We start from the raw sequence: 24,566 nt of genomic DNA, 5'->3' as shown, positions 1-24,566 counted from the left end.
AAACAATAGATTGAGTTGTGGATAACTTTGAGGATAACTGTGTGGAAAATAAACAGGATAAAGAGCACCAAAGCGCTGAATGGATTGGCACTTGGAGTCGGTTTATTCGCCAAAAACCTTTTACTCAAGGTACACAGAGCGAAATATACAGTGACATCATTGAACAAGTACTCGAAGCCATTCAAAATGGCAACAGCTGTATTCCCGCAACGCAAGCACAAGTCGATACACTGCAAAATTTAGTGATTTGTGCTGCTGATGCTTCCCAAGAGATTGCTCCTTTTGTATTTGATCAGCAGCATTTGTACTTGTATCGTTATTGGATATTGGAACATGCTTTGGCTGAGCAAGTGGTCCGTTTAAAACAGCAAACGATTGACCCAATTGATATCGGCGATTATTCCAATCTCTTGAGCGATGAACATCAAATTCGAGCTTTACACATGGTCGCCAGACAGGGCTTAAATATCATTACAGGCGGGCCAGGTACAGGAAAAACCTATACTTTGGCTCGCATAATTGCGGTACTGAATCAAGCCATACCGAATATTCGAATTGCGATGGCTGCACCGACAGGTAAAGCGGCACAGCGGATGAAAGAAGCACTACAGCATTCTTTTAATGATGAAAAATTGCAAAACTGGGTCACCAATGATCTAAAACAACTCAATCCTGTGACCTTGCATCGTTTATTGGGTTTGAACAGCAATAATCAGCCACGGTTTCATGCTAAACAACCTTTGCCGTATGATGTAATAGTCGTAGATGAAGCCTCAATGCTAGATTTGGGTTTAGCGCAAATGTTGTTTGCGGCTGTGCCTGAGCATGCTCGTTTAATTTTATTGGGGGATGCCGATCAATTGGCTGCAGTAGATGTGGGTTCTGTATTGGCGGACTTACAACAGGTCGCTGCTTTAGCAGACAATCGTGTCAATTTACTGACCAGTCGCCGTTTTAAAGAAGGCGCTTTAATTGGGCAAATGGCACAATTCATACAGCTGCAAGAATTTACTCAAAACCATGTAGCATTATTAGAAAAATTCTCTACTCAAGTGGTTGGCCCAACCCAAATTGAAACCATGAGTTTAACCCCTGAAATGGAAGACCACATTCAATGGGAATATCTAACAGAAGATACGTCTAAACCAGTGGATTGGACGCCTTATTACGACAAGCTTATGTTCGGTTATCAAGACTATATTGAAATATTAAAAAATTATTTAACTGCAGATGAACCTGAGTTATGGATGAGTAAGGTTCTGAAATGTTTCGATGATTACCGTATTTTAACTGCTATTCGTCATGGAAATTTAGGTTTAAGGCAGCTAAATCAACAGATTGAGCAACGTCTGCTGGCCAGTTTATCTCTATTCATGCTAAAGCAGGGAGATTGGTATGTTGGACGTCCCGTCATGATGACCTATAACGATTATCAGCTTGGGCTATCGAATGGTGATATTGGTATTTGTTTTAAACGCAATCGAGAAGGCCAAAGCCAGTTTGAGGTATATTTTCCTAGTTTAGACAAATGGGTTCTTGCGACACGCTTGCCTAAAAGTATTGAAACTGCTTTTGTGATGACTATTCATAAATCACAAGGCTCAGAATTTACCCATACCGCAGTGGTGCTTGACCGCTCTGCCAAGAATTTGCTGAGTAAGGAGTTGTTGTATACCGCGATTACTCGTGCCAAGAGGGGACTCACTTTGCTGGTGGATCAAGATGCTTTTATACAATCGTTGACTCATGGGAGTTCGAGAACCAGTGGTTTATTAGATAAAATTAACAGAATTATTAATTATTAAGATTAATTAATAAATATGGGCTTTTGTACGAAAAAGCTTACACCAATTCGAGAAATTAGCGCATAGAGCTTTAGCTATGTTTTTGAGATGATGGCCTCACATAAAAACTCAACACGGAATGTTGAGCATAATCGCCATAACAGAATAAAAAGGTCGAGAGACAGCGAACTTACAGTGAAGTAAGGAAAAGAGGAAACTTACAGCCGCTAAGCCTTGTAGTTTTGGGAGAGACTACAGGGCTTTTTTATATCTAAAAATAGCCTTATTTTATAAAATGATTTGCAAAACCTTATACCTTAAAATAAAAATCAGATGCGACTTTCTATTTTTTAGTTGAATCAGAGTGCTGAAAAAAAAGCATGGTTTATTTTTTATTTAGTCTTTGTATCCTAATAATATTTTTCAAATACATATTGGCATTTGAAACAAAAAATTAAAAAACGTACGCAAAAGCTTACACAAAGATATGTAAAAGTCGTCTTTTCTACATAATCCTTTATGGCAAAATGTATCACAGAGGGAAGGATATGTTTAAACATGGATGGTTTAAAACAAGAATCGCGAGAACGCGTCATATCATGACTATAAATAAAATAATAACAATTAAAATATAAGAAAACTACAGCGCACAAAAGCCCAAGCTTGCTTGGGCTTTTTTTTTATTTAAAATAGAAGCACATTAAAGACTTAGACTAAATCTGTTTCTGTACGATCGGTTGCAAAAAGCGAACGACGTTGATTTTTAGGAATTTTTGGACAGTTGGTTGAAATTTGATAAAGCGTTTTTGCCAATGCGGGTAAATGTGTACCCACCACTGATTTCCCTGTGTTTAATAGGGAAACACTAATATCACGCTCAGGATCAGCCCAACATAAAATATTTGAAAAACCAATATGTCCAAACGCTTGCCCTGTCATTGGTCCAAATAAACCGACTGGATTACTGCCAAGCATGGGTCCTAAAGCATAGCGCATAGGTGCTAACAAGGTACGATCAAGGCTAATGCCAGAAGTCGGTAGAGTAGAACGGAACACAGTTTGAGCACTCATGATTTGTTTGCCTTGATATTCCCCTCCACTTAACAGCATTTCAAAAAAACGACCTGCTTGTTCCGCGCTGGTATAAATATTGCCTGCGGGACAAATGGAATCCATAAATCGGCTGTCATTGGTCACATCGACTGCAAGTTGTAAACCACCTCCCAACACATGATTCAAATAATGGTCTGTGCCTAAACGTGGGTGTAAACCAGTTGCATAATTTAAAGCCACATCTGCACGATATTCAGGTTTTAAACCATAGTTGAAATAATCTAGACCCATCGGTTTTTCAATCTGTTCATGTAAAAAGGCTTGAACACTTTGTCCTGTGACGCGCTGAACAATTTCACCTAAAATATAGCCTGCAGTGACTGCATGGTAAGCCAGATGATTACCTGAGGGTGAAACAGGTTTAGCTGCATACAGAAGTTTTAAAATTTTTTCTTGGTCAAACAGCAGCTCTGGCGTAACTTCACTTTCGATACGCGGAATACCACCACGATGAGAGAGTAAATGGAAAATGGTGGCACGACGTTTACCATTTACTCCATATTCAGGAATATAATAGCTAATCGGATCGAGTAGATTTAGATCACCGCGCTCATCAAGCATATGGATCAACATGGCGGTAATCATTTTCGAGGCGGAAAATAAACACACAGGCGTGTCTGGCGTTCCGATTTTGGCATCGGGTGCGAGGCCATTGGGTGAATTTCCTTGTGCATAACCGATGCTACGATTTAAAAGAATCTGCCCCTTACGACGTAAACATAAGGTGACTAAAGGGTAATTTCCTGTTTTATATAGATTTTCGACACTATTCCAAATATTTTGAATTTGTCTTTCGGTCATACCCCCCAAGTCAGCTGCGACTTCGTTTTTAGTACGAATCACTTGATTGAGGTCATTCGGTACATAACAGGTATTGGTTGATAAAATTTTCACATTCCCTCGCAATTTTTTCATTTTTTTTTGTTTCTGTGATCAATGATTGAACATAGATGAATATAATTTTGCCAATTTTATTACAGATTGTCAGCTGCCGAATTGCCCGCGAACATAAAACATTTTTGCAATATAGCGATAGATCACTTAAAATAGGCGACTTGCTGTAGTGATGCACGGCAGTCAGAGTTTTGAATTCTCATTACTTTGATTTTTATCAATATAAATAAGCATCTCGGAGAAATCGAATGGCTTTAACAAATACAGATCGCGCAGAAATCGTTGCTAAATTTGCTCGTGCTGAAAACGACACTGGTTCACCTGAAGTACAAGTGGCTTTATTGACTGCTCAAATCAATGATTTGCAAGGTCACTTTAAAGCACACAAACACGATCACCATAGCCGTCGCGGTCTTATCCGTATGGTTAACCAACGTCGTAAGCTTCTTGATTACCTTAAAGGTAAAGATGCTACTCGTTACACTGACGTGATTGCTGCTTTAGGTTTACGTCGTTAATTCGATTAAACTTATTTTTCGGACGATTGCATTTTTGAATGCTTTCAGACTGAAAAACAAAGTCTGCCTCGCTTCGGCTAGGTAAAAGGGAAGGGGCGAATGTTTCGCTCCTTCTTTGTGTCTTTAATTAGTGTTTTTAAAAAATCTGGTGAAGTCGGCTTCTAAGCTTTGTCATTTATGCTTACATTTGAGTAATGTGAATGTCAAACCTTAGGGGTCTCCACTAGAATAAAATCGGGAAACAAAAATACATGTCGATGTTTAATATTATTCGTAAAGAATTCCAGTACGGTCAACATACAGTTGTACTTGAAACAGGTCGTGTCGCGCGTCAAGCAAACACCGTTGTGATTACAATGGGCGGTGTAACCGTTCTTGTAGCAATTGTTGCTCAACCAAAAGCAAAAGCGGGTCAAGACTTCTTCCCACTGACTGTGAACTATCAAGAAAAACAATATGCTGCTGGCCGTATTCCAGGTGGTTATGGTAAACGTGAAGGTCGTCAGTCTGAAGCTGAAACTTTAATTTCACGTCTTATTGACCGTCCAATTCGTCCATTGTTCCCAGAAGGTTTCTATAACGAAATCCAAGTAACAGCGACTGTTGTTTCTTCTGATAAGACTATGGATGCTGACATTGCTGCAATGATCGGTGCTTCAGCTGCAATGTCAATTGCGGGTGTTCCTTTCCGTGGCCCTATCGCAGGTGCTCGCGTTGGTTTAATCAACGGCGAATATATTTTAAATCCAAACCACGAACAACTGAAAGAGAGTGATCTTGATCTTGTGGTTGCAGGTACTGAATCTGCGGTACTAATGGTTGAATCTGAAGCGAAAGAACTTTCAGAAGACCAAATGTTAGGTGCTGTACTTTTTGGTCATGATGAAATGCAAATTGCTGTTCAAGCAATTAAAGAATTTGCAGCTGCTGCTGGCGCGGTTGAATCAACTTGGGTTGCTCCAACCAAGAACGAAGAACTTCTTGGCAAACTTAAAGAAGCATTCGAAGCGAAAATCTCTGAAGCATACACAATTGCAGTTAAACAAGACCGTTATGCGGCGCTTGATGCACTTTATGCTGAAGCAGTTGCACAGTTCGTTCCAGAAAATGACGAAACGGGTATTGCTGACGAAGTGAACGAATTATTCGAAGACCTTAAATACCGTACCGTTCGTGACAACATCTTGTCTGGTAAACCGCGTATTGATGGTCGTGACACGAAAACTGTTCGTGGTCTAGATGTACAGGTTGGTGTTCTTGACCGTGCACACGGTTCAGCATTATTCACACGTGGTGAAACTCAAGCGTTGGTAACTACAACTTTGGGTAACACACGTGATGCATTGATGGTTGATACTTTGTCAGGGACTAAAACTGACAACTTCATGTTGCATTACAACTTCCCTGCATACTCTGTAGGTGAAACAGGTCGTGAATCTGGTCCTAAACGTCGTGAAATCGGTCATGGCCGTTTGGCGCGTCGTGGTGTTCAAGCCGTGCTGCCACCAGCTGACCGCTTCCCGTACGTGATCCGTATTGTATCGGACATCACTGAATCGAACGGTTCATCTTCAATGGCTTCTGTATGTGGTGCTTCATTATCACTTATGGATGCAGGTGTTCCACTTAAAGCGCCAGTTGCGGGTATCGCAATGGGTCTAGTGAAAGAAGGCGAACGTTTCGCAGTTCTTTCTGACATCTTGGGTGATGAAGATCACTTGGGTGACATGGACTTTAAAGTAGCCGGTTCTGCAAACGGTATTACTGCGCTTCAAATGGATATCAAGATTGAAGGTATCACTGAAGAAATCATGGAAGCTGCATTGAACCAGGCTTATGCGGGTCGTATGCACATCCTGAACGCCATGAACCAAGTGATTTCACGCGCTCGTCCTGAAATTTCTATGCATGCGCCTACATTCCAAGTGATCACCATCAACCCGGATAAAATCCGTGATGTGATCGGTAAAGGCGGCGCGACTATTCGTGCAATCACTGAAGAAACTAAAGCAGCGATTGATATCGAAGATAACGGTACAGTTCGCGTATTTGGTGAAACTAAAGCGGCTGCAGCTGCTGCGGTTGCTAAAATCCAGGCGCTTACTGCTGAAATCGAACCAGGTACAATTTACATGGGCAAAGTGATTCGTATTGTTGAATTCGGTGCGTTTGTAAACATTATGCCAGGTACTGACGGTTTACTTCATATTTCTCAAATTTCTAACGAACGTATTGCCAATGTTGCAGACGTATTGACAGAAGGTCAGGAAATTAAAGTACAAGTTGCTGATGTTGATAACCGTGGTCGTATCAAGTTAACGATGAAAGATATCGAACAAGTATAATTGTTGCTTGTTTAAAAAAACCCGCGTAATGCGGGTTTTTTTAATTTAAAGTAAATTGAAATGAGACTTAAAGATTGGATTGCTTAAGTTTTTCTCTCAGCTCATACTTTTAAACTGAATATGATAGAGCTGAACAGCAGAAAACCTATCCAATAAACAAAAAACATGATGAGAGAATTGTTGAAATGCAGGTTTATTACTTCTATTTACATCCGACAGAACATCATGTTTTTGTGCAAAAAGAAAAAAATGAAGCGCTTGAACCTGAATTTGTTTGGATTGAATGTACCCGAGAAGATGTGGTCAATCGTGCAGAAGTGTGGCAAACAGAACTCTTTCCCCATAGCCATTTTTGTTTAAATGAATTTCATGTCAAAGATATTTTGAATTTAGAGCATCCGTGTGTATTAGATAGTCTGGATGACTACGATTTACTGATTTTTCGTAAATTGATTACTCCAGATGATGAAATCAAAGCGGATGATCAAGCCATTGAACAGCACGAAAAATTGTTTGGTTTAGCAACAACACCGATTAGCTTTATTGTTAATTCACAGGTACTTATTACTGTTCGTGAACAGGGCAATAAAGCAGTAGAAAACTATATTTCCCGTCTTGAAATTCACTTTAGTCGTTCTGCTCAAGAACAAAGTAAACCTCGAAAGCTTCCAGCTACGCCACTTGATTTATGTTTACGTTTACTCAATAGCATGGTGGATGGTTACTTGGATTTGCGTGTACCATTGACCCGCAGAGTCGAATTTTGGCAACAGGAATTGTTGCAGGGGCACCGTCGCTTTACCAAGTGGAATCAGTTATTACAAGAAAATATGGCTTTTCAACAAGTCGAAAATCTCTGTGAAGAGCAGATGGATGCCTTGCAAGAGCTGCGAGATGAAATTGTAGATAATTATCCACATTTAAAAGGCAAAAAAAAGTCAGAACGACAAGATATCATGTTGGTTCGGATGAATGATTTGGTGAGCCATATTGAGCGAATTCAAAAGCATACCATGCGGCTGCGGGCATCTATTCAAGCAGCAATTGATCTACATTTTTCGGCAATTGCCAATCAGACCAATGAAAATATGCGAATTCTGGCCATCATTACCGCGATTTTTGCGCCTTTAACTCTATTAACAGGTATCTATGGAATGAACTTTGAATTTATTCCAGGTTTAAAATCACCCATCGGATTTTGGAGCATGTTGATGATCATGCTGATCACCACGATTTTATTGTTGTATTACTTTTATCGCCGACATTTGGTCGGACGCGGTGAAAGAAGCGTGATTGATCTTTTGGCACAGCAGCATAAAGGTCAACACGTCAATTTACTTTGGTTTCTTGAGTATGAACCAATTAAACAATCGGTTAAAGACACCATGAAAGAAGTTGAGAAACTCACCAAATTAAAGTAAAGCTTTCCCGTGATAGAAAGCGTTACCTTCAACAGATTATATTTTAAGACATCCTGTTTGAGTTTAAGACTCAAACAGGGTCACTTTTAAGAAAGAGGACTCGACTGAGTGGTCTGTGTCAATATTTTATAAATTTCATCTTTCATTTTTAGCTTTTTACGCTTCAGCAATTCTATGTCATCATTAATTAAATTGACGGGATTCAGCTCAAGCTGGGTAATCTCTTTATCAAGCTCTTCATGATGTTCAAAGATTTTGGCAAAATGTGGATCATCATGTCGAAGTTTCTGTATGAGTTCCTGATGCTCAGGAAACATTTTTTTTATCTTTTTATTACATTCTTTAGTTTTCATAGGCCTAGATTATTCTCACTGGTTGAATAATAAAAATAACCTGTACGGCTCATTTAAAACCGTACAGTGGGTTTAAGCGACTTCATTACGCATCTTTAAAATTTGAATGTCTGACTTGTTTACGCAATTGTTGAACTTCATCAATTAAATCAAGCATCATGGCGACAGCAGAAAAGCTGGCATCGAAGTCACGTTGTAAACGATAGGCGCGGCGTGCACGTGATACATCATCACCAAAAAATTGATGAATCCGTTCTTCAGGACGGGTATTTAAAATATCATATTCAAGAAGTTGCAAAATCCATTCAGGACTTTGACCACAAGCATCAGCAAAATGCTTTAAGTCAAAAATGTGATGCTCATCGACAATTTCGGCATGATTAAATCCATCACTGATAATTTCACGATAACGAATAGTGGTCATGATTCTTCTCCTTAAGCATTGCGCGGCTTAAATGCTGAAAAAGCTTCTGCGAAAGCTTGGTAAGCCTGCTGGTCATGTTCATTTTGCACTGTTGGATAGACAATATTTAACACAAGGAAGAGGTGTCCTGATGTTTTATTTGGTATCCCTTGGTCTTTTAATCGTAATTGTTGGCCAGTCTTGCTGTTTTTAGGTAAATTTACCTGAACTTTTTTCCCTGCAGGGGTGAGGATTTCAATGCTTTGTCCGAGTGCTGCTTCCCAAGGTGTCACAGTGATAGTGGCATAAATATCGGCACCTTCGACTCGCATCTGTTCTGTATTTTTATAATGAATTTCAATGTAAAGATCACCATTTTTCCCACCATTTACACCCAATTGTCCTTGCCCTGACAAACGAATGTGCTGACCTTCTTTCATACCCTTTGGAATTTTAACTTGTAAAGTTTTACGTTGGACTTCAGGTTCGCCATAAGCATTTAAGGATGGAATTTGTAAAGTAATTTGCTGTGTAGCACCTTCATAAGCAACCTGTATATCGACTTCGATACTGGCATGTTGATCTTCACCCGCATAACTGCGTTGTTGTTGTCTTTGCTGATTTTGATATTGGTAATTTCCTCCTCCAAAGCCTGAACCAAAGCGTCCAAATAAGTCCTCAAAACCACTAAAGTCAGACGACTGCTGATGACCACCTTGACGATAAAATTGTGCATCATCATAACTGCCTGCACCACTTTTAGACCCGCCTGTTTGCGAAAATGCTTCAGGATGATCAAGTTGAAAATCGTATTCGTTCTTTTTTTCAGCATGACTTAAAGTGTCGTATGCTACATTAATGGCTTGCATCTGTTCTTCAGCATTGGCTTCTTTACTGACATCAGGATGATATTTTCGTGCCAATTTACGATAAGCTTTTTTAATTTGATCAGGCGTGGCATCACGGGGGATACCTAAGGTTTCATAATGATTTTTAGGCATAAATTAAAAAGCCGTCATTGATTATATTTTAATGATTATTATGCTTTTCATCAAAATGCAATAGTGTAGATCTGTACCTTATTGTTTCAAATCATAACAGGGTGTTACTTCAAAATGGCATCGTCTGATTTTTTAATTATCTATAAAAAGAGAAATCTCAGTATTAATATAAGTCTGAATCAACTCTTTATCTCTGATTTTAACTCTACTCAATTTAAGAGGATTCAGCTTTCATAGCACGTTTATGTTCAAACATTTTTTTATCGGCTTCTTGAGCGGCATTTGTCAGCCCTTGACTGGGATGACGCATCGCAAAACCGATTGCAGCACTAATATCGGCTTGTTCAAATCCATGCATTACCCGCTTTAACAGTGTTTTTGCGCCGACCTCATCAGTTTCAATACTTAAAATAACAAATTCATCACCGCCTAAACGGGCCACAACATCGTTTTTACGTGCAGTCTGGCGCAGTAGAGAGGCCGTGTGTTGAATTAATGCATCTCCTGCAACATGTCCTTGCTGATCATTCACTTGTTTAAGATTATTTAAGTCAATAAAGAAAACTGCGGCAGCATGCCCATAGCGTTGACAGCGCTTTTCTTCGGCATACAGTAGTTTTTCCCATGCTCTACGATTATACAATCCCGTCAAAGCATCACTTAAAGCCTCAGCTTCTAAGCGTTCACATTGACGTATTTTTTCATTTTCACGCAATTCAGCTTGAAGAATATGGCTGAGTAAATTACCAAACAATTCGATCATTTCAAGGTCTTGGGTAATTTCTTCAGATTTGGGTTGAGGGTCAATTGCACACAAGGTTCCAAATAAACTGCCATCTTCCTTAATTAAAGGCTGCCCAATATAGGATTTAATGCTGACTTGTTGGTTAATCGGAGCACTGGCATATAAGGGTATATCTTCTGAACGCGGGGCTATTTTAGGTGCTTTACCGGTGACCATATGTGAACAAAAGGAATCTGCCCAGCTGAATACTTGTCCTGGCTTTACATCATAACCATGATCTTCACTTTGTAATACAATCCAGTCGTTACCTTCTACGCGCGTAATCATCCATAAATTAAACCCAAAGCGCTGATAGAGGAATTTTAAAATGGCTTCCCCAGCATCTTGAAACCCTTTAAAATTACTATTGTTCATCCAATCCAGCCCTTTGGTGCTGATCTATAAAATTTTATTTTTATGATCAAATAAATAAAAAATGTTTGAGAATATTAAAACCAATTTCATATAGAAAGGCGATGGGAATAAACAATTTAGTCACAGAACATCATTCGAATAAAATCAAAAAAATACATAGCGTTACATATACTTGAGGCATTAATTTTATCATTAAATTAGATTTTTAGCGCTATACTTTGGTTTAATAATTATTCAATTTATTTCATTACTCATGATAAAAAATAGACCAAGCAAAATTGAAATGAGTTTTATATAGCGATCATTATTTAAGTTATAACAGGGTATGAGCTTATATTTTTAATCCTTGGGTGATGCAAGAGGATCTTTTAAAAGATGGATTTTAATTGCAGCAACTTACTCAAAAAGTGATGGCTAATATCACTTTTTGAGTGGAATGATTGGACTAACTTAAGTGTTTACCAAATAAACCTAAAGCTTCTTCAGCAGTAAAACTATAGCGCGTACTACAGAATTGGCAATCCATCGTAATTGGATTTTGAAATTCCAGTGTTTCACATACAGCATCTATGCCAATTTGCTCAAGCGCAGTGGCACAGCGTTCTTTAGAGCAGGTACAACCAAATTTTAATTGTTCCACTTCAGGTAAACGTACATCTTCTTCGTTGTATAAGCGGTAGAGAATTTCGGTTGCCGTTAGATCAGTCAGCTCTTGTGGCTTTAAAGTTTCTGTCAACAGGGTTAAACGTGGCCAAAGATCTTCATCTACGCGTTGCTGTTCTTCTTCACTATTTCGAGGCAATAATTGAATCAGTAAACCACCTGCACGTTCTGCGCTACTGGCTAAAACAATTTTGGTCGGAATTTGTGCAGATAAATCATAATATTGCATCAGACAACCCGCTAAAGATTCTTGCTCAAGTGCAACAATACCTTGATAACGTTCGCCAAATTCAGGTTCGATATTGATAAAGAGTACTGGATTAACCAAAGATTTTAATACCGTGCTGCTATTTTCAGCCTGAAAAAAACGAGGATCTTCTTCATAGTCTGCCGATGCGCGTAATTCACCTAAATGATTACATTCTGCCATCGCCCATTTGAATGTACCTGCTGCTTGAATTTGTAGGCTAATACGACCTTTAATTTTCAGTGTGCTGGCAAGTAAGGCAGTTGCAGTCAGCATCTCACCTAATAAAATCTGGATGGCTTGAGGGTAGTCACGCTGAGCGAGAATCGTTTGTAGCACATTTTCAATATGTACCACTTCACCACGCACTGGACAATTTTCAATATAAAAGCGTTGACGTAATTCAGACATAAATTTCTCCAATAGCCCGTGTTAATGGTACCTATATGATAAAACACAAGCTAGTTAATTTCATCAGGTGAAACATCGGTGCGTTGATGTAAGGAATGACGTAAATGTGCGCTGCTGGTTTGTTCACGAATATGAGCATCACTTTCAAATAAATGCTCAAGTTCTGCGAGTGCATTTCGGTGCGTTTCGTACATCTTTTGTTCATCTGTATAGACGCGTTGCTGTTGGGCCAAGAGTTTTTCGTCGTAATCGCGGAATAACTCCAGACTTTTAAATGCATCTGCTTCACTAACGCCTAATTCACGCAAAGCACGATAAGCCATATCCAGTGAAGACAAATATGTTTCGCGCCAAATATGTTCGACACCTAAGTCACGCAGTAAGTGGACATGATGACGATCGCGTGCACGGACTAAAATTTTTAAATCTGGATAATTTAAACGAATATGTCGTGCCACATTCATGGAGTCTTCAATATCATCAATGGCTAAAACAAATACTTTGGCGTGTTCAATACCGGCAGCGCGTAAAATATCGGGTTGGGTTGCGTCACCATAATATAAAGTACCGCCATAATTTCGTACAAAATCAACTTTTTCTAGATTACTGTCAATTGCGGTAAAGGATTGATGTTGCAAATGTGCAATACGTGCAATGATTTGTCCAAAACGGCCAAATCCAGCAATAATCATTGCATGATGTATATTCGGAATTTCATCATAGATCGGTGATTTTTCTTGATCGATCAGTGGAATAACCCATCGATTGATGAGCCAATACAACATTGGAGTGAGCACCATGGAAAGGGTCACCATGAGCGTTAAAGGTTCTACGATGGCCTGACTCAGAACTTTTTCACTCGTGGCGACTTTAAATACCACGAACGCAAACTCTCCTCCTTGTGCCAAGCAAGTCGCAAGCAGCAGACTATTGCGCCAAGAATATTTTAAATAACGTGCAACCGCGGTCAGAGTTGCACTTTTGACCAGCATTAAAAGCACAGCGCCACCTAAAATGAACCAAGGCATCTCCACCAATAAAGACAATGGGGTGGTCATTCCTACGGTCATGAAAAATAGACCCAGCAGTAAACCTTTAAATGGTGCAATACTGGCTTCAAGTTCATGCCTAAATTCAGAATCTGCCAGCAATACTCCTGTTAGGAATGCACCTAGTGTAGTGCTAATTCCCAGCACATCCATGAGGACGACTACACCCAAAACAATAAATAAACCCACTGCTGTGATGAGTTCATGTGCACCACTTTTGGCGACGAAGCGGAAAAAGGGACGCATCATGTAACGGCTAAATAAAAATAATCCACTAAAGGTCGCAATAATTGCTGCGAAATAAGCAACGCCATGATGTGTTGATTCACTGCCTGCCAATAACGGAATAATGGCCAATAACGGGATAGCAGCAATATCTTGGAACAATAAAATAGAAAATGATTGCTGTCCAAAGGTGGTATTCAATTGTTGTTTTTCTGACAGTAGCTGTAAAACAAATGCAGTAGATGATAATGCGAGTGCTGTCCCAATAATAAAACTGGCTGCAAGACTTTGTTGTAATGCAAAAAAGGCCACAACAGCCAAAATTATTCCAGTAATACCCACTTGTAGACTACCCATTAAAAAAATGGATTTACGCATTTCCCACAACCGTTGTGGACGAAGCTCTAGGCCAATAATGAACATCAATAAAATGACGCCAAATTCAGCTAGTTCTTGAATTGCTTCAGGGTCATTGGCCATGTTAAGGACGCTAGGACCCAGCAAAATACCTGTAAATAAATAGCCAAGTACCGTCGCAATTCCAAAGCGTTTGGCTAAAGGAACCAAAATCAGGGATGCACCAAGAAAAAGCGTAATCTGCAATAAGAGCGACATTAGTCTTTCCTAAAATTTATTTTCATTTTAAACAATATTTCACTCAGCAAATGTTGAACTTAACTCAATTCCTGAGGGTCTATATCTAGGGTCAGTTTCATGGTTGATGGCTTTTGATGCAACATATTTTGCCACCAAGCCCGAATATAAAAATGTAATCGGGCACGATCTACGGATAACAGCACCATATGCGCCTGATAACGACCCGCTTTACGTTCCATCGGGGCTGGAATAGGCCCCCAAATATCAATTAGATTTTCAGAACCATGTTTTAACACTTGAGCGTGTTGTTGTAAAAATTCTTGATTTTGTTCCTGACTTTTAGACTCGCAACGAATGAGGACCGCATATCGAAAAGGCGGTAAAAGTGCAGCTTGCCGTTCTTTTAAAGTTTGGTGAGCAAAATGACGGTAATCTTTGTGAATTAAAGTATTCAGTAATGGATGATCTGGTCTTAAGGTCTGTAAATACACTTCACCTTTATGTTCCCCACGTCCTGCACGACCTGCGACTTGTATAATCAGTTGTGCTGTACGTTCGGTGGCACGAAAATCGACACTGAGTAAACCTGAATCAATATCCAGAATCGCCACCAAAGTCACGTATGGAAAATGGTGACCTTTGGCCAGCATTTGAGTTCCCAGTAAAATAATGGGTTCACTTTTTTGAATTTTGTCATAAATTTTTTGCCAACTTCCAATACGGCTGGTGGAGTCACGATCTACGCGAATGACATCAAATTTTGGAAATAACTGTTGTAAGTGTTCTTCAACCTTGGCTGTTCCCATGCCAATTGATTTGAGCTCAGTATGCTTACATTGTGGGCAATGCTCTGGCATACGATGAATACTGCCACAATGATGACAATGTAAATACTGGTAAGGTTGACGGTGTACCGTAAAATTAGCATCGCAATGTGGGCATTTGGCTTGCCATGCACAACTCTCACAAATCAACACAGGTGCATAACCCCGTCGATTTAAAAACACCAAGACTTGTTCTTTTTTATCTAAACGTTTTTGAATTTCATCAATTAAGGTTTGACTCACGCCGTTTTGTTTTTGCGCAATTTTCAAATCAATTAAATGAATTTTTGGCATGAGCGCAACACCTGCGCGCTGATTCAATTCTAAGTTGGTCATTTTGCCCGAACTGACCAGCGCATAACTTTCAATACTCGGTGTGGCTGAACCTAAAATAATGGGGCAACTGTGTAAGTGTGCACGATACATTGCTACATCGCGCGCATGATAGCGAAAACCCTCTTGTTGTTTAAAAGACAGATCATGCTCTTCATCTAAAATAATTAATCCCAAATTAGGCAATGGGGTATAAATAGCTGAACGTGTTCCCAAAATAATGGAAGCTTTGCCTGTCTGTGCTGACTGCCAAGCTTGTAAACGTTTTGAGTCATTCAGTCCTGAATGTAACAGTACAATATGGCCATGGAAGCGCGACTGAAAACGGCTAATGGTTTGTGGGGTCAGTCCAATTTCGGGCACTAAAACCAAAACCTGTTTGCCTTGTTTCAGAACTTCTTGCATGACTTGTAAATAGACTTCGGTTTTACCACTGCCAGTTAAGCCATCCAGTAAAAAAGCCTGATATTTATTTTGTGTTTTTAGAATGTGTTGAATGGCTTTCTTTTGATCTTGATTGGGGGTCAATGGCAATTGAGCCAATGTCACGGACTGGGGCCGAAAATCTTGATTTTCCAAGACACATTCAATAATAACTTTTTTTTCTAAAGCTTTCAGCGTGGCAGTTTCAATACCTGCTAAATTTAAAATATTCTCTGTGGTGCCTGATGGGTGTAATTTCAGAATTTTATAGGCATTTTGTTGTTTTTCTGAACGTGTTACTTTGGCTTCAGCATTTAAGTCCAAAACCTTCCAGATGCGTGCCAATAAATTATACGGTTTACCCTGACGTAAAAAAGCAGGTAAGGCACTTTGAAAAACTTCACCTATCGGGAATTGATAATATTGTGCTGACCACGTTAATAAACTTAAAATTTTTGCATCTAAAATAGCCTGTTCATCCAGCAATTCGCTAATCGCTTTAAGTTTAAAGCGTGGGTCGATAGGAGTGTCGTTGCTTAATTTTTCAATAATAATACCGATCAGATTTTGACGTCCAAATGAGACAGCAACACGTGCACCTACTTCTGCCTGCTGATATTGTTCTGCGCTGAGCATGTAGTCAAAGCAGTCATAGACAGGTACTGGCACTGCGACACGAATGCGATAAATACTGGATAAAGTCGAGGTTGAATTTGGCATAGATAAAGCTTAAATGGTCCTGATCAAATTCCGTCGTGCTATCGAGAGAGTTATGTTAGAGTGAGCAATCATTTATATCTCAGAATATGAATGATTTTAGTGGTCAGACGCAACAGCGCTGAAGCAAATTTTGGAAAATTAGAGCATTACAATGCCTGCATATCAATTTACTGCCATTGATGCTTCAGGGAAGCAGCAAAAAGGCGTTTTAGAAGGCGATTCAGCCCGTCAAATCCGTCAGCAGCTCAGAGACAAAGAACTCATTCCTGTCACGGTTGACCCTGTTGAACAAAAAGATAAACACCGATCGCAAGCGTGGTTTCAAAAGAAAGTGACTGCTTATGATTTGGCCTTATTTACGCGTCAACTCTCAGTTTTGGTGGCAGCATCTATTCCATTGGAAGAGGCACTTCGCGCGGTAGGCAAGCAAAACGAAAAAGCCCATGTGCAAAATTTATTGATGTCAGTTCGTTCCAAAGTGATGGAAGGGCATTCATTGGCGCATGCCTTGCAGCAATCTGAGCGTCTACCCGATTTGTATATTGCGACCATTGCCGCAGGTGAGCGTTCGGGACATCTGGATTTAATTTTAGACCAATTGGCAGATTACACCGAAAACCGCTTTACCATGCAAAAAAAAGTGCAAGGCGCAATGATTTATCCAATTATTCTGATGCTGATGTCCTTTGCGATTGTAATGGGTCTGATGACCTATGTCGTGCCTGACATTGTCAAAACATTTGATCAAAATAAAGATGCACTGCCTTGGATTACCGTGGCTTTAATGAAAGCCAGTGATTTTATACGGGTGGCATGGCCATTTTTATTGGTCGTCAGTGTGGTCGGTTCTATTGTTTTGCTTCGCTTTTTAAGAACCTCGGCTGGGCATTATGCATTTGATCGTTTAACACTCAAACTGCCATTATTTGGTAAATTATCACGTGGTATAAATGCTGCACGTTTTGCCAGTACCTTGTCTATTTTGACTAAATCTGGCGTACCTTTGGTGGACGCACTTAAAATTGGTGCAGCAGTCAGCAACAATTGGGTGATCCGTGATTCAGTCAATTTAGCCGCAGAAAAAGTCACTGAAGGTGGCAATTTGGCGACGCAACTGGAGCGCAGTGGTTATTTCCCACCGATGATGGTACAAATGATCAAAAGTGGTGAAACGTCTGGAGAGCTAGACCGTATGCTAGAACGGGCTTCAACCATGCAGGATCGAGAAGTTACGACCCTTATTTCAACGTTATTGGCTTTACTTGAACCGATTATGTTGGTGGTGATGGCCAGTATTGTTTTAGTGATTGTGATTGCGGTCATGCTGCCAATTGTGAATATGAATAATATGATTTAATCCATTTTATAAAGATAAAGATTTTTGCGAGAGAGTTATATGCAAGCTAAAAAATATCAAGCGAACCAATCAGGATTTACCCTCATTGAAGTGATGGTGGTGATTGTCATTTTAGGTGTTCTGGCTGCCCTGATTGTGCCAAATGTTATGGGTCGTGGCGAGAAAGCAAAAGTTGATACCTCATCCATTACTTTAAAAGGAATTGCGGGTGCTTTAGATCAATACAAACTTGATAATGGTCGATATCCTTCGATGCAAGATGGCGGTTTAGATGCTTTAGTGAATCAGCCTGCTTCTGCAAAAAATTGGTTGCCAGGTGGATATGTAAAAGGTGGTTATCCAAAAGACAGTTGGGATAATGATGTTCAATATGTAATTCCGGGTGCTGAAGGTCGTACATTCGATTTATATTCTTTTGGTGCTGATGGTCAAGAAGGCGGTGAAGGAAATAATGCCGATATTTATTATCAACCGTAATTTAAAATCATCATGTCTTTTAAATAAGTCTTATCACTTCACTTTATTTTTTATCTCAATACTAAGTGAAGTGATAATAAATCTTAATTCTAAAATAGGGATTAAGTCTATGAATTTTAGAGCAATGATATAATAGTAGAGGTTTGAGAGTTATAATAAGAATTATTCCCATATTTGATAGTTACAATATTGATTCTTTATGAAGATAAATAGACTTTTTATTTATTAAAAAGCTTGCATAATGTTCTTAGTGGCAAAAAAAGCCTTTGGAGGATGGAATGAAAGCATTAATATTATCGGATGAAATTAATCAATTTCATTGGGCAATGCTCAAATCTATTCTTTTAATTTTGAGCTTATTGCCGATGGCTCAGGGTATTTTAACCCTCTGGAATGCGACAGAAGGCAGTAGCCAAATTATGGTGGGCTTTTTTGCACTGAGTGTATTTAGTGCGATGTCAGTTTTATGCTTCTGGTCGGCATTGCAAGCAACAGTTTTAAAATTAAAACAACCACAGATTTCAGCGATAGAGCATGTTGTGGTCAAAATCTATGGCTATATTCCAATGCTCTTTTTGGCGAGCATGTTATCTTATTTGGTCACTCAGCTTTAAAAATAAAAATGTTTCAAGTTTATTAAATTAAAAAACCGAGATATTGATCTCGGTTTTTTAATTTCTTTTAAAGCAGTTGAAAGCAATAATTAGCGTCGTGATTTAAAGGATAAATCTACTTTACGTGGGCGATAGATCCAACCCAGAATTAACAATAACAAAGAAAACCCCAAAACTGGCCAATCACTTAGACGCATATACAGGGTTTTACCTTGCATAGCTGGAAGTTCACCACGTAAAACAGTTGCTTGATCGATTGGTGCTTGTTTCACAATATGACCATGATGATCAATAAAAGCAGTTACACCTGTATTTGTGGCACGAATGAACCAGCGTCCATTTTCTTTGGCACGCATTTGTACCATTTGTAAATGCTGCCAAGGACCTGCTGTACCCGTAAACCATGCATCATTGGATACTGTGACCAAATAATCGCTTTGGCTGGCGTTACGACGCGTCAGGTTTGGATAAGCGACCTCATAACAAATGGCCGCACCCAAAGGATGGTTTTTAACATTTAAGGGTGGCTGATGGTTTGCACCCCGTGAAAAACCGCTCATTGAAGGGTCATTTTGTAGTGCAGGAAGTACCCAGCTAAGCCATCCAGATAATGGAATGTATTCACCGAAAGGCACCAAACGCTGTTTTTTATACAGACCACTCGATTCATCACCCGAAGCCATGATGCTGTTGTAGTACATCGGATGTTGCTCGATATCTGATTCTTTCAAATCCCAATATGGAATACCTGTAACCCATGCTGTTCCAGATTTTTCGGCCTGTACATTCATGGCATCTAAAAAAGGTTGAATATCAGTTTGGAACATTGGAATAGAGGATTCTGGCCAGACAATGAGGTCACGTCCCCATTCTGTTCGACTTAAATTGGCATAAATCAGTAAAGTTTTAACTTGGTATTCGGTTAGCCATTTTAAATCTTGAGGAATATTGCCTTGAATAAGAGAAACAGAAAGTGGCTTTTCATCTTTTTCTTGTACAAAGTTAAGAAATGAAGCACCCCAAGCACCTAACAATATAAGGACTGAAGGCACAATCCAAAATAGACGTTTATTTAGAATTTCAACTAATGCGCAGGCCAGCAAAATGACCGCAAACGAAACGCCAAAAATTCCAAATAGCGGGGCGTAATTGTCTAAGAAGCGTTCCGTAAAAGCGTAACCTGCAAATAACCAAGGAAATCCAGTAAATACCCAAGTTTTAATCCATTCAAAAAACACCCAAAGTGGTGCAAAAGTGAGTGGTGTTTCTGGGAAAAAGCGACGATATATCCACGTTTTTAAAGCAGTGAACAGACCCATGACTAAAGCCATGAATGCAATCATCAGAACGCTTAAAAATGCACTGGTATCTCCATAGACGTGTATAGAGGTATATAACCAAAATGCACCCACAAACCATAAACCAAAGCCATAGGCCCAGCCTATTCCAAAGGCTTGTCGTGCAGAACGTTGACGTAATGAGGCATACAGTAGAGCTGGAGACAGTAGTGCTAGCCACCAGTAATAATAAGGCGCCAAAGCAAAACTAAAAATAGCACCTGAAAATAGTGAAATTAAAAAAGGATAAATAAAAGGAAGCTGCTTTTGTGTTTGAGATGAATTTAACAGCTTATGAAAGTAAGTTCTCATTTACGGACAGCTCGAATCAGATGAATAGTACGTGCATCTGCTTCTAAAATGGTAAATTGCCAATTTTCAAGTTCAATAATTTGACCCTGTAAATCGCTCACCAAGCCCATTTCTTGAAGCAATAAGCCGCCAACAGTTTCTACTTCATCATCAGAAAATTCAGCATCTAAAATATTATTAAAGTGTTCAATTGGTGTAAGTGCCTGAACAAGCCAAGTATTGGCTGTTTCAGGATCATGATCAGGGATAATGAATTGAGCTTCTTCATCCACAGTGTCATGTTCATCTTCAATTTCACCGACAATTTCTTCTAAAATATCTTCTAAAGTGACTACGCCAGAGGTTGTGCCATACTCATCAATCACCACCGCAATATGGGTTTGAGTGTTTTTGAGCATACGCAGCACTTGGTCAGAACGTGCACTTTCAGGAACAAATAATGGTTGTCGCATTAAAGCACGAACATCTACTTTATTACTTTGTTCTGTCAAGAAAGGCAGCAAATCTTTCGCCAGTAAAATACCGACTACATTATCGGGTTGATCAGATGAAAAAACAGGGAAACGTGAATGTGCAGATTCGACCAATACATGCAAAATATCCAATAACTGATCATCTTCTTGTAAGCTAATCATGGACGTTCTTGGGGTCATGACCTCACGAATTTTAGTTGCGGGAAGGTCAAGTACACCTTCTAACATTGCAACAGTATCGGGTTCTAAAAAACGACGTGAATCTTGTACTAATTTTAGCAGTTCGTCGCGAGTTTCGGGTGCAGTGCTTAACCATTTACGTAAGCCGCGCATGCCCCACGACGGGCCTGATTCCTCGTGCATGATTTTTCCTAAAGAGGCTGAAGAGCAAAAAAATAAATTTTATCATACCCGAGAAAATATAGATGTCTATCTATAAAATAATGCAAACGGATGAATGCCGTAGTCATGGTTTAATTTCATATTACAGTCATTTTTTTGTAAAAGATGCTGAATGAGTTTATGTTAAAATAGTCGCGATTTTTAATACCGAGTTTAAACATGTCTGAACCGCTTGTTATACCTACACTACAAATCAATACACGGGGATTGCGTTGCCCTGAACCTGTAATGATGTTGCATCAAGCGATTCGTAAGTCAAAATCGGGCGATGTGGTTGAAGTCTTTGCAACAGACAATTCAACTTCATGGGATATTCCAAAATTTTGTATGCATTTAGGTCATGAATTATTATTACAAGAAGAAGTGCTGGATGAAGCCGGTAATAAAGAGTTTCATTATTTGGTGCAAAAAGGCTAGTTTAGACTATTTCATTCTTTTTGAGATACCCATAAAAAAACCCCCTCTTAAGGGGATTTTTTATGATTGATTACATCTTCGGATATGAGAACTTGCGGAATATATTCCTCATTCGAAAGATAAGACAGGAAAAACAGAGTTTTCCGCTGTCGCAAATATTACATATTTGGATAGTTCGGACCACCACCACCTTCAGGGGTCACCCAAGTGATGTTTTGAGACGGATCTTTGATGTCACAGGTCTTACAGTGCACACAGTTCGCAGCATTGATTTGAAAACGCTTTGAACCATCATCATTTTCCATGATTTCATACACCCCCGCCGGGCAATAGCGCTGAGCAGGCTCATCCCATTTCGGTAAGTTGATGTTGACTGGAATAGAAGCATCGGTCAGTTTTAAATGCGCAGGCTGATTTTCTTCATGCACCGTATTTGAAACAAACACCGAAGACAAACGATCAAAAGTCAATTTGTTATCTGGTTTTGGATAAGTCGGCTTGAAATTCACCGCATCAACGCTTTTTAACGCACCAAAGTCAGTCACCAAGTCATGCAAGGTAAATGGAACCCTGAAAATATTCTGATCGATGAAATTAAATGCACCGCCCATCCATTGACCAAACTTATGCATGGCAGGACCAAAGTTACGCGACTGATAGAGCTCTTCTTTCAACCAGCTCTTGTTAAACTTGTCTGTATATGCAGTGAGTTCTTTAGCAAAGAAATCTTCACCCTCGACCACACGTGCAATCGCCAAGTCACCGCCTTTTTCTACGCCGGCAGCAATCGCTTCAAATATCGCTTCACCCGCCAACATGCCAGACTTCATGGCAGTATGAGAGCCTTTGATTTTGGCGAAGTTTAAGAAACCTGCATCATCTCCAATCAGCGAACCACCCGGGAAAGTGAACTTCGGTAGTGAATTAAAACCACCTTTGGTGACGGCACGTGCACCATAAGAAATACGCTTACCGCCTTCCAAATATTGTTTAATCAACGGGTGGGTTTTCCAACGCTGCATTTCTGCAAAAGGATACATATGTGGATTGGTATACGATAAATCGACAATCATGCCCAAGGTCACTTGGTTGTTTTCTGCGTGATATAACCACCAACCGCCAGAAGACCCAGTTTCATTTAACGGCCAGCCTGCACCATGCATCACCAAACCCGCTTTATGTTTCGCTGGGTCAATTTCCCACAACTCTTTAATCCCAATACCGTAATGCTGTGGATCAGCCTCTTGATCAAGATTGAATTGAGAAATTAAACGCTTGCCTAAATGACCACGACAGCCTTCAGCAAAAAGGGTGTATTTGGCATGCAATTCATAACCTGGGGTAAAGTTATGGGTCGGTTGACCATCTTTACCAATGCCCATATCACCCGTTTGAATGCCTTTGACCGTACCATCGGTATGATACAAAATTTCAGAGGCTGCAAAGCCGGGGAAAATTGAAACTTCAAGTTCTTCAGCTTTGGTGCCTAACCAACGCACCACATTGCCGAGTGAAATGACATAGTTGCCATCATTGTGCATGGTTTTAGGCACCATCCAGTGCGGTGCTTCTTGAGATTTTTGATCAGACAATAAGAAGAATGTTTTATCTTCAGTCACCGGTATATTGAGAGGAGCGCCTTCTTCCTTCCAGTTGGGGAACAACTCATTCATGGCACGTGGTTCAAGGACCGCGCCTGATAAAATGTGTGCACCGACTTCGGAGCCTTTTTCCACGACACACACGGACAAATCTGCAAGGTTGTTTTCAATGGCAAGCTGACGGATTTTGATTGCAGCAGATAGACCCGCAGGGCCAGCACCTACGATTACAACGTCAAACTCCATGGATTCGCGTTCGATGTGTTCCATGTAGGACTCCTCATATAATTAGAAGGTGGCAACCGTAGTATTTCACTCGGTGCTGCCATGAGTGTTCTTAATGCCCAGACACAATTTTATTATCGTGTCTTTTATATTGTGGGCTAGTATAGTTTTAAACCTTGATCTAGCCAATTGGCTGAATCATATTATTTTCCCGTCAGTAGGGTCTTCAACTATGGTTAATCCAAATAATTCACCACATTCGACGGAAAATGTCTCTGTGGTTGATGATAAAAATTTAATGACGATTGCACAATACTTAAAAGATGGACAGAGCGGTCACAAAAGGTCAATACCACCTTTAGAGCAATGGCATCCAAAGCATTGTGGCACAATGGATTTAAAGGTAAAAGCCAATGGAGAATGGTGGCACGAAGGTCAATTGATCAAACGTCAAGCACTGATTGATCTATTCTCTACTGTCTTGTGGAAAGAACAAAATAAATTCTATTTAAAAACGCCGGTTGAACAAATTGAAATTGAGGTGGAAGATGAACCGTTATTTGTCAATCAGGTCGATCAAATCCAAATTGAAGCCAAAACCTACCTGCAACTGACCACGACGACTCAAGATATTGTGATTATCGATCAAGAGCATCCGATCTTTATGCGTAACTATTCTAATCAAGATGGGAAAGATGAATTACGTCCTTATGTACATGTTCGTTTTGGAATAAATGCATTAATTCAACGTTCTGCTTTTTTTCATTTAATTGAAATGGGAAAATTGCTTGAAAATATTCAGGGTGAAACCATTTTAAGTCTACAAAGTGGCGATTTTAACTTGCAATTAGGCACCTGAGGTTTAAGC

Annotated in this window: 20 protein-coding genes; 9 read left to right on the top strand and 11 right to left on the bottom strand. The window is 39.7% G+C overall.

Annotated features, from left to right (window positions below; translation table 11 throughout):
* Positions 1–41: 41 nt before the first annotated feature.
* Positions 42–1,805 carry an exodeoxyribonuclease V subunit alpha gene (gene recD / locus H0S58_RS12075; RefSeq protein WP_195726639.1) on the top strand — a complete coding sequence of 588 codons (1,764 nt, stop codon included), beginning with the start codon at positions 42–44 and terminating at the stop codon, positions 1,803–1,805.
* A gap of 687 nt (positions 1,806–2,492) precedes the next feature.
* Here recD and H0S58_RS12070 read toward each other — a convergent pair.
* Positions 2,493–3,791, bottom strand: a complete 1,299-nt coding sequence (locus H0S58_RS12070; protein WP_053580264.1) for a serine hydrolase domain-containing protein — start codon at positions 3,789–3,791, stop codon at positions 2,493–2,495.
* Positions 3,792–4,039: 248 nt separating this feature from the next.
* On the opposite strand from H0S58_RS12070, the gene rpsO reads away from it, so the two are divergent.
* The 3 genes from rpsO to H0S58_RS12055 all read left to right on the top strand — a co-directional run bounded on the left by rpsO (position 4,040) and on the right by H0S58_RS12055 (position 8,075).
* The gene (gene rpsO, locus H0S58_RS12065; RefSeq protein ID WP_053578909.1) at positions 4,040–4,309 is read left to right on the top strand and encodes a 30S ribosomal protein S15; all 270 of its coding nucleotides are present in this window, start codon (positions 4,040–4,042) and stop codon (positions 4,307–4,309) included.
* 257 nt (positions 4,310–4,566) lie between these two features.
* Positions 4,567–6,654, top strand: coding sequence for a polyribonucleotide nucleotidyltransferase (gene pnp, locus H0S58_RS12060; protein WP_195727618.1), 2,088 nt, complete (start codon positions 4,567–4,569; stop codon positions 6,652–6,654).
* A gap of 185 nt (positions 6,655–6,839) precedes the next feature.
* The gene (locus H0S58_RS12055) at positions 6,840–8,075 is read left to right on the top strand and encodes a magnesium transporter CorA family protein (protein WP_092720494.1); all 1,236 of its coding nucleotides are present in this window, start codon (positions 6,840–6,842) and stop codon (positions 8,073–8,075) included.
* Positions 8,076–8,161: 86 nt separating this feature from the next.
* On the opposite strand, the gene H0S58_RS12050 is transcribed toward H0S58_RS12055, so the two are convergent.
* From H0S58_RS12050 to H0S58_RS12020, 7 genes are all read right to left on the bottom strand, one after another.
* Entirely contained in the window at positions 8,162–8,428 is a 267-nt protein-coding gene (locus tag H0S58_RS12050) for a YdcH family protein (protein ID WP_053578906.1), read from the bottom strand.
* Positions 8,429–8,513: 85 nt separating this feature from the next.
* Positions 8,514–8,852 carry a chaperone modulator CbpM gene (locus H0S58_RS12045; protein ID WP_053578905.1) on the bottom strand — a complete coding sequence of 113 codons (339 nt, stop codon included), beginning with the start codon at positions 8,850–8,852 and terminating at the stop codon, positions 8,514–8,516.
* 11 nt (positions 8,853–8,863) lie between these two features.
* Entirely contained in the window at positions 8,864–9,832 is a 969-nt protein-coding gene (locus tag H0S58_RS12040; protein WP_092720492.1) for a DnaJ C-terminal domain-containing protein, read from the bottom strand.
* Positions 9,833–10,046: 214 nt separating this feature from the next.
* Positions 10,047–10,991, bottom strand: coding sequence for a sensor domain-containing diguanylate cyclase (locus H0S58_RS12035; RefSeq protein ID WP_092720490.1), 945 nt, complete (start codon positions 10,989–10,991; stop codon positions 10,047–10,049).
* A 445-nt stretch (positions 10,992–11,436) separates the two neighbouring features.
* Positions 11,437–12,312: an Hsp33 family molecular chaperone HslO gene (locus tag H0S58_RS12030; RefSeq protein WP_195726638.1), complete on the bottom strand. Its 876-nt coding sequence runs from the start codon at positions 12,310–12,312 to the stop codon at positions 11,437–11,439.
* 50 nt (positions 12,313–12,362) lie between these two features.
* Entirely contained in the window at positions 12,363–14,201 is a 1,839-nt protein-coding gene (locus H0S58_RS12025; RefSeq protein ID WP_195726637.1) for a monovalent cation:proton antiporter-2 (CPA2) family protein, read from the bottom strand.
* Between the two features lie 59 nt (positions 14,202–14,260).
* Positions 14,261–16,483 carry a primosomal protein N' gene (locus H0S58_RS12020; RefSeq protein ID WP_195726636.1) on the bottom strand — a complete coding sequence of 741 codons (2,223 nt, stop codon included), beginning with the start codon at positions 16,481–16,483 and terminating at the stop codon, positions 14,261–14,263.
* 151 nt (positions 16,484–16,634) lie between these two features.
* Here H0S58_RS12020 and gspF point away from each other — a divergent pair, with 151 nt between their 5' ends.
* The 3 genes from gspF to H0S58_RS12005 all read left to right on the top strand — a co-directional run bounded on the left by gspF (position 16,635) and on the right by H0S58_RS12005 (position 18,931).
* A complete protein-coding gene (gene gspF / locus H0S58_RS12015; RefSeq protein ID WP_195726635.1) occupies positions 16,635–17,840 on the top strand; it encodes a type II secretion system inner membrane protein GspF in 1,206 nt (401 codons plus the stop codon).
* A 39-nt stretch (positions 17,841–17,879) separates the two neighbouring features.
* Positions 17,880–18,317 (top strand): type II secretion system major pseudopilin GspG, encoded by a 438-nt coding sequence (gspG, locus tag H0S58_RS12010; protein WP_195726634.1) that lies wholly within the window; start codon positions 17,880–17,882, stop codon positions 18,315–18,317.
* A gap of 278 nt (positions 18,318–18,595) precedes the next feature.
* Positions 18,596–18,931 carry a hypothetical protein gene (locus tag H0S58_RS12005; protein ID WP_195726633.1) on the top strand — a complete coding sequence of 112 codons (336 nt, stop codon included), beginning with the start codon at positions 18,596–18,598 and terminating at the stop codon, positions 18,929–18,931.
* 89 nt (positions 18,932–19,020) lie between these two features.
* Here H0S58_RS12005 and lnt read toward each other — a convergent pair whose 3' ends face one another.
* Both lnt and H0S58_RS11995 read right to left on the bottom strand, forming a co-directional pair.
* Positions 19,021–20,580, bottom strand: coding sequence for an apolipoprotein N-acyltransferase (lnt, locus tag H0S58_RS12000; RefSeq protein WP_195726632.1), 1,560 nt, complete (start codon positions 20,578–20,580; stop codon positions 19,021–19,023).
* On the bottom strand, positions 20,577–21,416 hold the full coding sequence (locus H0S58_RS11995; RefSeq protein WP_053578895.1) for an HlyC/CorC family transporter: 840 nt from the start codon (positions 21,414–21,416) through the stop codon (positions 20,577–20,579). Before H0S58_RS11995 ends, lnt begins: the two co-directional genes overlap by 4 nt.
* A 198-nt stretch (positions 21,417–21,614) precedes the next feature.
* On the opposite strand from H0S58_RS11995, the gene tusA reads away from it, so the two are divergent.
* Entirely contained in the window at positions 21,615–21,872 is a 258-nt protein-coding gene (gene tusA, locus H0S58_RS11990; RefSeq protein ID WP_193889741.1) for a sulfurtransferase TusA, read from the top strand.
* A gap of 158 nt (positions 21,873–22,030) precedes the next feature.
* On the opposite strand, the gene H0S58_RS11985 is transcribed toward tusA, so the two are convergent.
* Positions 22,031–23,743, bottom strand: a complete 1,713-nt coding sequence (locus H0S58_RS11985) for an electron transfer flavoprotein-ubiquinone oxidoreductase (RefSeq protein ID WP_195726631.1) — start codon at positions 23,741–23,743, stop codon at positions 22,031–22,033.
* A 187-nt stretch (positions 23,744–23,930) separates the two neighbouring features.
* Between H0S58_RS11985 and H0S58_RS11980 the strand changes: the two genes are divergently transcribed.
* Positions 23,931–24,557, top strand: coding sequence for a DUF1285 domain-containing protein (locus H0S58_RS11980; protein WP_195726630.1), 627 nt, complete (start codon positions 23,931–23,933; stop codon positions 24,555–24,557).
* The last annotated feature ends 9 nt before the right edge of the window (positions 24,558–24,566 follow it).

Origin of the sequence: Acinetobacter sp. TTH0-4, assembly GCF_015602665.1 — a bacterium.
In the GTDB taxonomy this organism is placed as follows: Bacteria; Pseudomonadota; Gammaproteobacteria; order Pseudomonadales; family Moraxellaceae; genus Acinetobacter; species Acinetobacter albensis.
The sequence above is the reverse complement of the archived record's forward strand: the minus strand, read 5'-3'. Positions and strand labels throughout refer to the sequence as shown.